Genomic DNA, 13,637 nt, shown 5'->3' with positions numbered 1-13,637 from the left:
AGAGGATCACCTATCCTTTTTATTCTATCATACATGATATTCTCGCTGTTTCATAAAAATCCTGCAAGTATTGTTTAAAGAAGTTTTAGCGTGTTAAACTTAGAATACTAAATAGAGAGATTAAAAGGAGTCTGTTATGGAAATATTGCTTCCTGTGTTATTGGCCTACTTACTTGGCTCGATCCCTTCTGCATTATGGGTCGGCAAAATATTTTATAATACCGATGTCCGCACCAAAGGCAGTGGAAACCTTGGCGCCACCAACACCTTCCGGGTACTTGGCAAGACTGCAGGTCTGATTGTCACCATCCTGGACATTTTAAAAGGCACTGCGGCAACCCTCCTTCCCTTCTTCATCGATACGAATGTCCACCCGCTTGCATTGGGGCTTATCGCTGTCGTCGGTCATATGTACCCGGTGTTTGCGAAATTCAAAGGCGGCAAAGCTGTCGCCACTTCCGGCGGCATTCTGCTGGGCTACCAGTGGCCCCTATTCATCGTTGCTGTAGCTGTTCTTCTTATCGGCCTGAAAATCACTAAAATGGTTTCCCTGGCATCGATGATCCTTGCAGTAGTTGCTGTTATTTATGCCATCATCTATGCTGTAAACACGGGAGATTATCCATTCCTTGCTGTCATTCTGGTGCTGGCGACATTTATCTTTTACCGCCACCGTGCCAATATTTCGCGAATCCGGGCGGGCACAGAACCGAAAATCAAGTGGTAACACCGGTTTACAACCTGTAATCTGAAAGGACGTGTAGCTTGATGGAAATTAAAATCAGTGAAGATGCTTTCAAATGGTTCCAGGAAGAAATGGAAGTCGCAGCAGGTGAAGCGGTCAGGTTTTACGTGCGTTTCGGTGGGGCCGGGCTGCAACCCGGGTTTTCGCTGGGCGTGACGAAAGATCAGCCCGATGAAACGGCTGCTGAAGTCAAGAAGGACAAAGTCATTTACTTTGTTGAACAGAAAGATCTCTGGTATTTCGACAGCCACGATCTCACAGTAAGTGTCAATGATGAACTCGATGAATTGGATTATTCCTACGAATAAAGAAGTAAAAAAGCCGGAAAGAAGAGTTGACTCTCCTTTCCGGCTTTTTTTATTTGGAATTTTTTCCGTGTTTGGCTTGAGCAGTTCTATTTTTTTTCGAGCTTATGGAGCTGATTGAGCATATTTTCTGCTTCCAGAATAGATTTCTGCCGATCACCAAACAGGTCAAAATGCGGATAGTTTCCGCGCAAATCCAGCCATTCAGGCCTTAGCCCGTATTGCAGTCCCCAATCCTTCAATTTATCCAGGTCACAGCAGCCGACTTTTGTCACGGTGCTGCAGCCGGGAAACCGGTCGTCGATCCAATAATGGGTCAGAAACGAAATATTGCCTGCTTCCACTTCAAGCTTCCAACGGTTCAATTCAGTTCTTTTAATTCCGAACGCCATATTCTTCCCTCTTTTTGATTTCCTCGTATTTCTCGTGCCATTCCGGGTAAATCTTCTTTAAAGAAACCGGACGGAAATTTTCCTTCTTCACCACGACGTGTTCTGATGTTGCTTTTGCCGCCAAGGTTCCGTCTTCGTGCAGCACTTCATAGCCATAGATCGTCCGCAGGCGGCCGTGTTCTTCCACCCAGGTTTTCACGACAGCTTTCTGTCCGTAGCGCAATGCGGCCTTGTATTGGATGGAAATATCGGTTACCGGGGACAAATAGCCCTGGGCCTCCATTTCCGCATAGGTGAAACCGATGTCTTCAATCAATTTTGTTCTGCCGATTTCGAGCCACACCAGGTAATTGGCGTGATAGACGACCCCCATCTGATCTGTTTCCGCGTAGCGGATTTCTATTTCTTTTTCACTGATATGCATGCCAGTTTCACCTCTACCGTAAGTATACAGAATCCGGTAGTAAAATTCTAAAGGAAAGGCTGTTGAGTTTCATCGTCAACTTCATCCGCTTCGCTGCATCTCTTTTAATGTCTCGAAGCTAGCGGAGCGATGCAGGGGCACATCTTTGCCTCGCGCAGCCTGCCGCTTCATTCTGTTCTATGCAGAATGGAAGTTTCTACTTTCTTGTTTACAACACACTTGAACGTATATTCCTTGGTAGAAAGTGAGCTGAGATATGGAGCAAAACAGCGAAGACGCCCAGGGGACCAAGCGAAGTGCTGAGATCCACTCGGACGAAGTGAAACGAGACCGAGTTAGCTCAGCGCAAGCCCCCAGGCAAGCGAGCTGTTTTGCGGAATATCGGTTTTCATTTTTATTTATCAACAAACTTAAAAAGGCTGCCCGAGGGCAGCCTTTTCGTTTTTCTATTTGGTTCTGAGATTATACTTCCAACAATTTGTTGCGAAGCACCATTTGCAGGATACCGCCGTGGCGATAGTAATCAACTTCAACTTCAGAATCGAAACGTGCAAGGACATCGAATTCTGTCACTTTGCCGTCTTCCGCTGTAGCTGTAACTTTCAGGATGTCACGCGGTTTCACGTTATCCGACAAGTTGACTGAGATTGATTCGTGGCCAGTAAGACCAAGCGAATCAGCACTTTCACCATTCAGGAATTGAAGTGGCAGAACGCCCATCATGACAAGGTTTGAACGGTGAATCCGCTCGTAGCTTTCAGCGATGACCGTTTTGATGCCCAAGAGGAATGTCCCTTTAGCAGCCCAGTCACGTGAAGAGCCCATGCCGTAATCTTTTCCTGTCAGGATTGCCAGGCCAGTGCCTTGCTCCTGATATTTCATGGCTGCATCGTAAATCGCCATAGTTTCACCCGTTGGCCAGTAAGTTGTGTAGCCGCCAGTTGTTCCTGGTGCTACCTGGTTACGGATACGGATATTGGCGAATGTTCCGCGCATCATAACCTGGTGGTTACCGCGACGAGAACCATACGAGTTGAAATTGCGTGGATCCACGCCGTTTTCACGCAAGTATTTGCCTGCTGGCGTATCTTTGCCGATAGCGCCCGCTGGTGAAATATGGTCAGTTGTGATCGAGTCCGCAAATTTTGCAACTACGCGCAAATCTGCCAATGGCTGGATCGGTGCCGGTTCAGTCGACATGTTTTCGAAGAACGGCGGGTTTTGGATATATGTTGAATTTTCATCGAAATCATATAGTGCATCGTCATTTGTTTCAATCGCGTTCCAAGCTTCGTTTTCGCTGAATACATGCTCGTACTCTTTGCGGAACAATTCTGGAGTAACTGTTGAATGAACAACATCTTTGATTTCGGCAGTTGTTGGCCAGATATCTTTGAAGAAGACATCGTTGCCGTTTTTGTCCTGTCCGATTGGATCCACTTCAAAATCGATATCCACTGTCCCTGCAAGTGCATAAGCAACAACGAGCATCGGTGACGCAAGGTAGTTGGCTTTTACTAATGGGTGGATACGTCCTTCAAAGTTACGGTTTCCTGAAAGAACAGAAGACACAAGCAAGTCGTTGTCGAGAATCGCATCTTCGATTTCAGGAAGCAATGGACCCGAGTTCCCAATACAAGTTGTACAGCCGTATCCGACAAGGTTAAAGCCGATCTGGTTCAAGGAATCAAGCAATCCTGAATCCTGCAAATAACCTGTTACAACTTTCGAACCTGGCGCAAGTGATGTTTTCACATATGCCGGAGGAGTCAGGCCAAGTTCAACCGCTTTTTTCGCGACAAGACCAGCACCGAGCATAACGTACGGGTTCGATGTATTTGTACAAGATGTAATTGCAGCAATAGCCAATGAACCTGTTGTCATTTCAACGGAACGTCCGTCTTTGAAATCTACAGTTGCTGTTTTGGCGATTTCAGCATCGTTAAGCGCAAAACCGTGTGGTCCTTCAGGAGCAGTAACGGCTTTGTTGAATTCTGTCTTCATCGCAGACAACGGAATCAAATCCTGTGGACGTTTCGGTCCTGCAAGGTTTGGTTCGATTTCAGAAAGGTTGATTTCAACCAAGTCTGTGTAAATCGGATCTTCGTTTTCTACTGTGAAGAACATGTCGTTCGCTTTCAGATATTCTTTCGTGATCGCAATTTGCTCTTCTGAACGAGCAGTCAGACGCATATAGTTCAATGCTTCTTCATCAACCGGGAAGAAACCGCAAGTTGCGCCGTATTCCGGAGCCATGTTCGCAATCGTTGCACGATCAGCTAGTGGCAATGTCGTAACGCCTGTTCCGAAGAACTCGACAAATTTACCTACTACGCCTTTTTTACGCAATGTTTCAGTGACTTTAAGTGCCAAATCCGTCGCAGTCGCGCCGTTTGGCAATTCGCCAGTCATTTTCACACCGATAACTTCAGGAATTGGGAAATAAGATGGTTGTCCAAGCATTCCGGCTTCCGCCTCGATGCCGCCAACGCCCCATCCAAGTACGCCGATACCGTTGATCATTGTTGTATGGGAATCCGTTCCGACCAATGTATCCGGGAACGCTTCAAAAGTACCGTCGCCGTTTTCAACTGCATGAACAACATTCGCCAGATACTCAAGGTTAACCTGGTGAACGATCCCTGTAGCCGGTGGCACTGCACGGTAGTTGTCGTAAGCTTTTTGTGCCCAGTTCAAGAACTGGTAACGTTCCGCGTTGCGGTCGAATTCCAATTCCATGTTGATGCGAAGTGCATCTTCTGTTCCGTAGTTGTCTACTTGTACAGAGTGGTCAATGACAAGGTCAACTGGAATTTCCGGGTTGATCTTGTCCGGGTCTCCGCCAAGTTTTGACATAGCTGAACGCAATGCTGCCAAATCAACTACAACTGGTACTCCAGTGAAATCCTGCAAAATTACGCGGGATGGTTTAAATGGAACTTCTGCTTCTTTGTTGGCGTTTTTGCCCCATTTTGCTAATTCTTCGACATGCTCATCTTTGATTACATAGCCGTCATGCTGACGCAATACGGATTCCAATAGAACTTTGATTGAATAAGGAAGGCGTGATACTTTCGCGATTCCTGCTTCTTCTAATGCAGCTAAACGATAGTAATTATATGTGTTGCCGTTTAGCTCAAAAGAAGTACGGCTGTTGTGCAAACTGCTTTTTGCCATGTGATGTTCCTCCTTTGAATCTTCTGAAAAGGCCTAATATAGTTCTTTTCTCCAATACCATCATAACGAAATCCCATGCATAAGTAAATTACATTAAAATTATGGAATGTGATAAGTTTTTCTAATTACTCTTTGGGTTGTCCATTGATTTTGCTTAATAAGCTTTCCATTTGTTTCAAATGCCGTTTTTCGTGGAGCCCTACAAATGGGAACCATTGGATCAGCGGCACATTCCCGAAAACGGGATGCGGCATTGATTTGGATTTCAGCGCGTCACCTGAAGCGTTATCGTAAAGCTGATTCAGTTGGGTGCGCGATGCTTGCAGCCTGGCTTTCATGGCAGCTAAGTCAATAAATTCGTCTGATGGCTGTGTATAGGAAGGCGCATCGACTTTGATGGTTCTGCTGACAGTCAGTTGAATCGGCTTTTTCATCGCTTTTTTACTGGTTTCCCGCTCCAATTCTTTGGCTATGTTTCTTGCAATGACCTTTTCCATCAATTGAAGATGATCCAGGATCTGCATCGCCGACCATGTTCCCACTGCTGGCTTATGATTCAATTGATCATCAGTAAACCTTTCTGCTGTTTCCAGCAGGCGTTTTCTGATCTTTTCATTGTCCTCTTTGAACATCTGAACTCCCCTTTCAGTTTAAATAGCCAGCCTTAATCATTCCATACCCTGTTTTCTCAGGTACAACTCACTATTTTTCATTGCTTCCATCATTATAAGTATGAACGATTCCAATTTTCTTGTCGACATGTTTTGAATTTTCTGATATGACCTTATGTATAAAAATATTCAAGGAAATATATCATTTAAATAAATTCCTGCGCAATTTCTACTTACAGGAGCAGAAATCCCTTCCTTTTCTTCCGTACGGGAAAGTACGTTCTCTTTTTCAATGAATATGGTATAATTTTCAGTAAATACAGGAGCAGAGGTGAACCGAGATGCCCTATGGCTATGAAAAATATCGGCTGCAAAATGGTATCAGTCCGAATACGGTCGTCCATGAAGTCCAGTTGATCCATTCCCTTTTCGCTTTCCTCACCCGGCAATATAACAGGCGCATTGAACCGCATGAAATTCGTCCCGCGGATATCCAGAAATTTCTGCAGGAACAGCGTGCCACCGGCATCAAGGACAGTACGTTGAACAGGAAGATCATTTTTATCCGCCAATGGTTCGATTATATGTGGCGCATCGGGCGGATTCCCGTCGACTTCATGCCGAAATTCAAGTTTTCCGAAAAGCTGGACCTGACTCCCCCGGATATTCATCTGGATTATGGCACATTGCTCGAAAAAAAAGAAGCTGTCCTTGCTACGGATCAGCTGTCATTGAATGCCAAGATTCTCTATATCCTTTATATGCGGGGGCTGCGCCTTCGGGACATGGCTGCAATCGACATCAGCAATTTTGAAGACAAAGGCCATAAATTGACGCTCGCCTTTGAAAAAAAAGACGGTTATATGAGCCGCATTGATTTCACCGGCAAGGAAATCACCGTGCTGCTGGAAGGCATCGAACGCGCCATTTTCCGTGGAACGCCCTATCTTCTGTCTTCCAAAGTGAATAACGAATACACCATGTTCCAGATGGGCTCCCTGTCCGATTACACGGAAGCGCTGTCTGCTTTTATCGGTGTGCCGATGCGTTCAGGGGACATCCGTTTTGCTTTTGTCCATTATCTCTATTCCGAAGAACAGAAGAACCTGGAGGAAATTCAGGAGATTCTCGGAGTGTCTCTCGATTCAGCTTCCCGGATCCTGAAAGATTCATTACAGCGCTTGAAAAAATAACTGAAAAAGCCCGCTGAGATTATTCGTTTCTCAGCGGGCTTTTTCAATATACTGCATATTCGATTCCCTGATACCTTTTTTCTCCTCCCATCTATAAAGAGAAGAAACCGAAATTCAATGTCAAATTGAAAACTACAATGGTGTGGATGATCACAAACCACATTCCCTGTCTGTTCAGACGCTCGAAATTTTCGTATTGCATGCGGTTTCACCCTCTCTTTTCTTTTTATTATACCGAATATTCAGTTTTCTTTCAATACATAACGCCTGCTTAGGCATTATCGGGTATACTTATCTTATAAAGTAACGATTTCAGGAGGGGTTTTGATGAAGAAAGCTTTACTGGTTGTGGATTATACGGTGGATTTTGTAGCTGATGACGGCAGCCTGACCTGTGGCAAACCTGGTCAGGCCATTGAAGATGCAATTTGTGGAATCACCGACCAATTTCTTGAGCGCGGAGATTTTGTGGTGATGCCGGTCGATCTTCACGAAGAAGGGGACGTCCTTCATCCGGAGCACAAACTATTCCCCCCTCATAACATCCGGGGAACCGCCGGCCGGGAATTATACGGAAAATTGAAAGGGCTGCATGAAGCCAATAGGGATCGAATCGTCTGGATGGATAAGACCAGATACAGCGCCTTTGCCGGTACTTCACTTGAATTATTGCTGCGTGAACGGAATATAGAAGAACTCCACATTATCGGCGTCTGCACGGACATCTGTGTCCTGCACACAGCTGTCGACGCTTATAACAAAGGGTTCAAAATTGTCATCCATAAAGAGGCCGTCGCAAGCTTTGATCCCGAAGGCCATGACTGGGCATTGCGGCATTTCAGCAATTCCTTGGGTGCAGAAGTTTTATAAATTTTTCCTGGCCGATGTTTTGAATTTCCCGAAATAGGTTATATCTGTAGTGTAGCACTTATAACTATTTAAAAAGGAGATGGAAAACGATGGGCTTTATTTTATTCTTAATCATGGGCGGTATCATCGGTTGGCTAGCAGGACTAATTTTAGGTAAAGATATTCCAGGTGGTATCATCGGCAACATTATCGCAGGTATTATCGGAGCATGGCTGGGTAGCCTGATCCTCGGAGATTGGGGTCCAGAAATTTGGGATGTTTACATTATTCCCGCATTGATCGGTGCTTTGGTTCTTGTATTCGTATTGAGCCTGATTCTTGGTTCAATGGGCAGAAAAAACCGCAACCGCTAATAATTAAATGAAGGATCAAAAAAGAGTGGACACATTGTCCACTCTTTTTTCTGGCTGTCGAGAAACTGACAACTTCTCCAATCATTTCGCTCTAGGCGGACGCTTTCCTCGGGGAGCTGCCTGAGCCTCCTCGCTCGCTTCGCTCCCTGCGGGGTCTCAGGACTAGCTCTGGTTCCCGATGGAGTCGCCGCCTGCCGCTTCATTCTGTTCTGTGCTGATAATGCAAGTGTTCACCTTCTCACATACAACACACCTAAACGTCTATTCCTTTATAGAAAAAGAGCTGAGATATGGAGCAAAACAGCGAAGACGCCCCGGGGAGCAGGCGAATGCCGACGAAGTGCAAGATCCACTCGGGCGAAGTGAAACGAGACCGAGTTAGCTCAGCGCGAGCCAAGAGTTGGCCGTAGCCTGCAAGGCCGGCTCTTTGCGACGAAGCAGCGCAGCGATGCAGGAGCACGGGTTTTGGCAAGCGAAGCTTTTTTGCGCAATATCGGCTTTCATTTTTACTTTCTCAACAAGCACAAAAAAAGAGTGGACACATTGTCCACTCTTTTTTTGAGCTATTCCGGAAATTCCTCTTTGTACAGATTGTGATAGTGTAGGATATCCTCGACGTATTCATCGCTGTGGTTATAGCGGAAAATCGCACCTTCGAGGTCGCCGTCAGCCGCTCCATTTTGCGCTAAATAATTGGCCGCACTATGCAGCGCATCCGTCAGGTTGTAGGGATCCGCTATGCCATCGCCGTCACCGTCTGTACCATAGCCCCCAAACTCCTGAATGACTTCAGGATCTGTTTTCTCATCATCCGGGATCTCTCCCTGTCCCAAGCCGGTACATGTTGGATGACTCCAGCCGACGAATGTGCAGGGCATAAACTGCATATGCCCTTCCGCTCCGACCGGAGATAATAAAGGGTCCATCGTTGAAAAGCGTGTTTCCACTCTGTGATGGGCAGCCAGCAGCGTCCATGGAATGCCAAATTCTTCTGCCGTTTCTTTATACAAAGGAATATAGTCCTCCGGCACTTCCATTTCCCATATCAGATTCGGGGTTTTTTTCAAGGCAGTTATAACTGTCTCGGGATTAAATATATAATAGACGGAGATAAACAAAGTTACGCCGACAAGGAGCGCGGGGAATAAAAGAAGGAGAAACAGAAGCTTCAACTTGTTGCCCTTTTTCAATTTGTTCTTTTTCTTCTTCATGTGCTCACGCCCAGTTGTTTTTCCTCTAGTTTAACATAAGGCCTCCTATAATTCTGCTCTATCGCCACTATCTTTTCGATGGAGGCAGGAGTAAAGTTGACGATGGAGGTGATAAATATGTGGAAAGATTTTAAAGACTTTGCTATGAAAGGCAATGTATTGGACCTCGCCATTGCTGTTGTTATTGGTGCCGCTTTCGGTAAAATTATCACTTCTTTGGTGGAAGACCTGATTATGCCTGCCATCGGATTGCTCATGGGCGGATTCAGCATCGCCGGCGCAGAATACAAAGTTGGGGATGCCACTTTAAGATACGGTGCATTCATACAATCGATATTGGACTTTTTAATCATCGCATTTTCTATTTTCCTGGTCATTCGCGTGTTCATGAATTTCAGACGAAAAGAAACCATGCCGGAAGAACAAAGTGTGCCGGAACTGGATAAAAAAGAAGAACTGCTGGTGGAAATACGCGATTTGCTGAAGAAACAGCAGCTGTAAACAACAATAAAAAGGCTATATTCCTCATCGGAATATAGCCTTTTTAAATGTATTTTCTGTCACTTGGCTCATTGCTCCAGCAGCTCCTGCATGTCCTCAGCGATTTGCTCTACCGGTACATCTGCATAGCCGTCATAATTATGTGCAACTTTGCCATTCGAATCGACCAGGTAAAAACTTGTGCCGTGGACGACCTGGTTGCTCGCTGGATCGTCTTTCACGAAAGCCTTGAAATTGTCTTTTGCATATGCCGCGATGTCATCCTGCGAGTAGCCGGTCAGCAAATGCCATTTCGAAGGGTCCGGCACATTGAATTTGGCAAGATAATCAGCCAATACATCCGGTTTATCGGTCACCGGGTCCACGCTGAATGCAATAATTTTATAGTCATCAATGCCTTGCGCTTCCAGTTCCTCCTGAATAGTCACCATATTAAACGTCATCGGCGGACAAACGGTAGTGCAATTGGTGAAGACAAACGTCGCCAGCCATGGGCTCCCCTTCAAATCTTCAAGCGATACCTCTTCCCCCCGTTGATCGGTATGGGAAAAATCTTCAATGGCGGAATCCCCGCATGCAGCCAAAAGCATCACCAGGCCAATTACTGCCAATAGAACTAGTTTTTTCATGGTGCCGCCTCCACAATACATACTGCCTCCATCTTAAATGAAGAAGCGGGTGCCGACAACTCGTTTTCCCCGCCCTTTGTCACAAATTTGTGAAATCAGAGCCGGATGGCGATCAAAGCTTCATGAATCGCCACAAGTTTGGTTTCAACTCTATGCATCAAATAGAAGGATACAAAAATCGGGAAACCCACTTCCTGAATCAAGCGCATCCAATCTTCCATTTCTTTCTCCCCTTTCTGTTCAATTATGCAAAAGAGCCCTCCGTCTGAGGAGGGCTCCAATCTTTATACTTCGTAATCGACGACGTTCCGTTCAATTACACGGGCACCTTTCGCTACTGCAAAAGCCGACCCCTCAACCTCAAAGATGTTTTGCGCAAGAATCGTCTGCATGCCTGTCGCGAGTTCCAAAGCCGTCAGGTCTTCCCTCGGTTCATCCACAGATAATACAACAGCCTTGCCTGCACCTGTTTCGAAAATCAATTCCAATGTTTTTGCCATTCCCTATTCCCCCTTGGTTTTATTAAGCGTAGATTGATTGGTTGGACTGTTTTTCCAGATTGATCAGCGCTTTCATGCCGAAATCCGTCATTACACGGGCTGTTTCGAAAATCTCAGTAGCTGCTGCCGTGTCACTTACATTGTGATACGCTTTCAATTTCTTTTTCGGTTTGCCCAGTTCATCGACACCATTGTCGAATGTCAGGCGGATGCTTGCGTTCTTGAAGTAGCTGTTTGCCATGTTGTTTCACCTCCTCTCACCCCCTATATAGACAGTTAGGGCAAAAAGGGATACATTTTTAATGAATTATTTTTATTTAGCTCTTATAATGGAGATATCGAAAGGTTAGAGGTGACTAAAGTGGCTTTAGACGGTTGGTTTTTATGGTTCATTCTGTTTTGGGTAGTTGTACTTGTCGGTTTGTTTGCGATCGGCGGTTTTTTCATGTTCAGGAAATTCCTGAAATCGATTCCCAAAAGTGATGGATTGTCAGATTTAAATTGGGAAGAACATTACGTCGACAAGACGATTCATTTATGGGGGGAACCCGAAAAGGAATTGCTGAACGAATTGGTGCAGCCCGTGCCAGACCTGTTCCGTCCCGTAGCAAAACAAAAAATTGCCGGCCGGATCGGACAGATTCTGCTCGAGGAAAAAGTTACGAAAATGGAGCATCAACATATTATCAGGGGCTATATCCAAGCCACGCCAAAACGGGACCATAAGTTCCTGCGGAAGAAATTGCACGAACTTGATATTGATGTGAGCCCGTATGAAGAGTATTTTGAGCAATAGAGAAAAGCGACAGAGCCCGTTAAGCTCTGAAAGGCATAAGACGGATCAGCGGAGCGGCGTTCTTTGCCGCATAGCTGAGCAGGCTAATGACCCGAAGAGCTGGGCCGCTGAAGTCTGGACAATAGAAAAGCGCAGCACCCATTAACCGGGTACTGCGCTTTTATTTTTTTCTGCCAAGTTTTTATATTGATAATACATTGCGATACGCCACGGGATGATCATGCCAAAAGCAAGGATCCAGAACATGCCGCCGAGTTCGCCAATATCAATGGTCGAACTGAGGATCACTTTGCCGACAATGCGCACGAGCAATAAGCCGATCAAAATATAAAGAAATGTTTTTGATTGTTTTAAATAAATTTCGCCGTCTTTCACTTCAAATTTCGAAGTCCAGATAAGAACAAGTGAAAAAACGATGCCTGCCGCGAGTGCTTCTGCAATCTGAGCCGGTGCCACTCTGAAAAACGGGAAAATGAACATCAAAGCGCCGGTGGACATGAAGATAGGCGGCAACAGGATTTTCTTGACAGAAGCCGGCTTTTTGGCAGCGCGGGATCTGACGAACATTGCCAACACACCCATTATTAAAGCACCCACTGTTGTTATGGCCAGAAAGACTTCTGAAGGAATTTCATTAAACATCCAATCCCTCCTCCAACTCTTCCAGACGGCTCCGCAATTCATCAATTCTTACAAAACGGACAAAGCGATGAATTTCTTTGCCTTCGTGGAAAATCAGCACGATGGGTGCGGAAAAGAGCAGAAGCTCCCCCGCCAGTTCAGGCAATCTGGCTCCGTTCACCAAATAGAAAGGAATTTCATAATCGCTTTCGAACTCTTCGACTTGCGGGCGCAAGCCTTCACAAACCGAACAATTATCGGTTTTGACAAATAACAGAAACGTGTCTCTGCGTTCGATCATTTGGTGGTAGTCGTTTATTGAATGGATGGTTTTCATAGCTTTCACCTGCTTTGTGATCAATTAGAATCCTTGGAAATCACCGAAGATTGGACTCAGGATACGGATGAGATATGTCAATCCGTCGAAGAACAGTAAAATTCCGACTGCAATCATGATAAAACCGCCGACTTTCATGATGGTGTTATTGTGTTTGCGCAACCAGCCAAGGCGTGTCACAAAGAACGACAGCACGAAGAATGGAATCGCAAATCCAAGAACATAAGCAAGCATATACCAGACCCCAGAGCCCGGATTGGCTGCCGCCAGCGTATAAATGGCAGCTGTAATCGGCCCTGTACACGGCGTCCATCCGGCTGCAAATGCCAGTCCGATGACAAATGTTCCAATAAAACCGGAAGGCCGATTCTTAAATGAAAACTTTTTATCCGCCATCAGGAATTTCGGCTGGAAGAACCCGATGATCATGAGGCCGAAAATCACAATGAATATTGCGCCGACCTGGCGGATCAGTTCATCATACGTGATAAACCATTCATAGAAAAACGATGTACTGAAACCGAGGGCGATAAAGATCGTTGAAAAGCCGAGCAGGAAGAACAGCGTATGGAACATGCCTCGCCGCTGCATGACTTTCTTGTCGTTTTTGATTTCATCAAGCGACATGCCGGTAATATAAGATAAAAATGCCGGATATAAAGGCAATGTGCATGGTGAAATGAAGCTTAGAAATCCTGCCCCAAAAGCCAGGAAAAGGTTGATATCACTTGCCACTATTTTCACTCCTTCATTATACTCATTTCATCTTATCAAATAAGCCCCAAGAAAACTGCCCTTTTGCCTGTGAACTCTTTGTGAATGTGTCGGACAAAACACTTTTACTCTAGATATGTTGAACTAATAAACCTGTAGTACCCGATATTCCGCAAAACAGCTTCGCTTGCCTGGGGGCTCGCGCTAAGCTAACTCGGTCTCGTTTCACTTCGCCCGAGTGGATCTCAGCACTTCGCT

General features: G+C 45.5%; 19 protein-coding genes. 7 read left to right on the top strand and 12 right to left on the bottom strand.

Annotated elements, in window-relative coordinates:
* Window positions 1-136 precede the first annotated feature (136 nt).
* Both plsY and DHX103_RS16125 read left to right on the top strand, forming a co-directional pair.
* Entirely contained in the window at window positions 137-727 is a 591-nt protein-coding gene (gene plsY, locus DHX103_RS16130; protein ID WP_422123230.1) for a glycerol-3-phosphate 1-O-acyltransferase PlsY, read from the top strand.
* A gap of 41 nt (window positions 728-768) precedes the next feature.
* Complete coding sequence (locus tag DHX103_RS16125; RefSeq protein ID WP_422123229.1) at window positions 769-1,053, top strand: HesB/YadR/YfhF family protein; 285 nt, start codon at window positions 769-771, stop codon at window positions 1,051-1,053.
* Window positions 1,054-1,139: 86 nt separating this feature from the next.
* On the opposite strand, the gene DHX103_RS16120 is transcribed toward DHX103_RS16125, so the two are convergent.
* The 4 genes from DHX103_RS16120 to DHX103_RS16105 all read right to left on the bottom strand — a co-directional run bounded on the left by DHX103_RS16120 (window position 1,140) and on the right by DHX103_RS16105 (window position 5,675).
* Window positions 1,140-1,442 carry a hypothetical protein gene (locus tag DHX103_RS16120; RefSeq protein WP_422123228.1) on the bottom strand — a complete coding sequence of 101 codons (303 nt, stop codon included), beginning with the start codon at window positions 1,440-1,442 and terminating at the stop codon, window positions 1,140-1,142.
* Complete coding sequence (locus DHX103_RS16115; RefSeq protein ID WP_422123227.1) at window positions 1,426-1,866, bottom strand: acyl-CoA thioesterase; 441 nt, start codon at window positions 1,864-1,866, stop codon at window positions 1,426-1,428. The genes DHX103_RS16120 and DHX103_RS16115 overlap by 17 nt, the downstream gene beginning before the upstream one ends.
* A gap of 462 nt (window positions 1,867-2,328) precedes the next feature.
* Window positions 2,329-5,043, bottom strand: coding sequence for an aconitate hydratase AcnA (gene acnA / locus DHX103_RS16110; protein WP_422123226.1), 2,715 nt, complete (start codon window positions 5,041-5,043; stop codon window positions 2,329-2,331).
* Window positions 5,044-5,168: 125 nt separating this feature from the next.
* On the bottom strand, window positions 5,169-5,675 hold the full coding sequence (locus DHX103_RS16105; protein ID WP_422123225.1) for a DinB family protein: 507 nt from the start codon (window positions 5,673-5,675) through the stop codon (window positions 5,169-5,171).
* 320 nt (window positions 5,676-5,995) lie between these two features.
* Here DHX103_RS16105 and DHX103_RS16100 point away from each other — a divergent pair, with 320 nt between their 5' ends.
* From DHX103_RS16100 to DHX103_RS16090, 3 genes are all read left to right on the top strand, one after another.
* Window positions 5,996-6,847, top strand: a complete 852-nt coding sequence (locus DHX103_RS16100; RefSeq protein ID WP_422123224.1) for a site-specific integrase — start codon at window positions 5,996-5,998, stop codon at window positions 6,845-6,847.
* A 327-nt stretch (window positions 6,848-7,174) separates the two neighbouring features.
* A complete protein-coding gene (locus tag DHX103_RS16095; RefSeq protein ID WP_422123223.1) occupies window positions 7,175-7,717 on the top strand; it encodes a cysteine hydrolase family protein in 543 nt (180 codons plus the stop codon).
* A gap of 89 nt (window positions 7,718-7,806) precedes the next feature.
* A complete protein-coding gene (locus tag DHX103_RS16090; RefSeq protein ID WP_422123222.1) occupies window positions 7,807-8,070 on the top strand; it encodes a GlsB/YeaQ/YmgE family stress response membrane protein in 264 nt (87 codons plus the stop codon).
* Window positions 8,071-8,633: 563 nt separating this feature from the next.
* Here the strand turns inward: DHX103_RS16090 and DHX103_RS16085 are convergent.
* Entirely contained in the window at window positions 8,634-9,281 is a 648-nt protein-coding gene (locus DHX103_RS16085; protein WP_422123221.1) for a lytic transglycosylase domain-containing protein, read from the bottom strand.
* A gap of 117 nt (window positions 9,282-9,398) precedes the next feature.
* Here DHX103_RS16085 and mscL point away from each other — a divergent pair, with 117 nt between their 5' ends.
* Window positions 9,399-9,782, top strand: coding sequence for a large conductance mechanosensitive channel protein MscL (gene mscL / locus DHX103_RS16080; RefSeq protein ID WP_422123220.1), 384 nt, complete (start codon window positions 9,399-9,401; stop codon window positions 9,780-9,782).
* Window positions 9,783-9,850: 68 nt separating this feature from the next.
* Here mscL and DHX103_RS16075 read toward each other — a convergent pair whose 3' ends face one another.
* The 4 genes from DHX103_RS16075 to DHX103_RS16060 all read right to left on the bottom strand — a co-directional run bounded on the left by DHX103_RS16075 (window position 9,851) and on the right by DHX103_RS16060 (window position 11,152).
* Window positions 9,851-10,411 (bottom strand): SCO family protein, encoded by a 561-nt coding sequence (locus tag DHX103_RS16075; RefSeq protein ID WP_422123219.1) that lies wholly within the window; start codon window positions 10,409-10,411, stop codon window positions 9,851-9,853.
* 95 nt (window positions 10,412-10,506) lie between these two features.
* Window positions 10,507-10,632 (bottom strand): YvrJ family protein, encoded by a 126-nt coding sequence (locus DHX103_RS16070; protein WP_084245964.1) that lies wholly within the window; start codon window positions 10,630-10,632, stop codon window positions 10,507-10,509.
* A 63-nt stretch (window positions 10,633-10,695) separates the two neighbouring features.
* Window positions 10,696-10,911 (bottom strand): DUF2922 domain-containing protein, encoded by a 216-nt coding sequence (locus DHX103_RS16065; protein WP_422123218.1) that lies wholly within the window; start codon window positions 10,909-10,911, stop codon window positions 10,696-10,698.
* A gap of 22 nt (window positions 10,912-10,933) precedes the next feature.
* The gene (locus tag DHX103_RS16060) at window positions 10,934-11,152 is read right to left on the bottom strand and encodes a DUF1659 domain-containing protein (protein WP_422123217.1); all 219 of its coding nucleotides are present in this window, start codon (window positions 11,150-11,152) and stop codon (window positions 10,934-10,936) included.
* A 120-nt stretch (window positions 11,153-11,272) separates the two neighbouring features.
* On the opposite strand from DHX103_RS16060, the gene DHX103_RS16055 reads away from it, so the two are divergent.
* A complete protein-coding gene (locus tag DHX103_RS16055; RefSeq protein WP_422123216.1) occupies window positions 11,273-11,707 on the top strand; it encodes a DUF2621 family protein in 435 nt (144 codons plus the stop codon).
* A gap of 141 nt (window positions 11,708-11,848) precedes the next feature.
* On the opposite strand, the gene DHX103_RS16050 is transcribed toward DHX103_RS16055, so the two are convergent.
* From DHX103_RS16050 to DHX103_RS16040, 3 genes are read right to left on the bottom strand one after another with little or no spacing between them, the layout of a single operon-like run.
* Window positions 11,849-12,349 carry a CcdC family protein gene (locus tag DHX103_RS16050; protein WP_422123215.1) on the bottom strand — a complete coding sequence of 167 codons (501 nt, stop codon included), beginning with the start codon at window positions 12,347-12,349 and terminating at the stop codon, window positions 11,849-11,851.
* The gene (locus DHX103_RS16045) at window positions 12,342-12,665 is read right to left on the bottom strand and encodes a thioredoxin family protein (protein ID WP_422123214.1); all 324 of its coding nucleotides are present in this window, start codon (window positions 12,663-12,665) and stop codon (window positions 12,342-12,344) included. The genes DHX103_RS16050 and DHX103_RS16045 overlap by 8 nt, the downstream gene beginning before the upstream one ends.
* 24 nt (window positions 12,666-12,689) lie before the next feature.
* The gene (locus DHX103_RS16040; RefSeq protein WP_422123213.1) at window positions 12,690-13,400 is read right to left on the bottom strand and encodes a cytochrome c biogenesis CcdA family protein; all 711 of its coding nucleotides are present in this window, start codon (window positions 13,398-13,400) and stop codon (window positions 12,690-12,692) included.
* Between the last annotated feature and the right edge of the window lie 237 nt (window positions 13,401-13,637).

It is taken from the genome of Planococcus daihaiensis (assembly GCF_049262615.1).
Classification (GTDB): Bacteria; Bacillota; Bacilli; order Bacillales_A; family Planococcaceae; genus Planococcus.
Note: the sequence above shows the minus strand (reverse complement) of the source record. Positions and strands in the feature narration are given on the sequence as shown.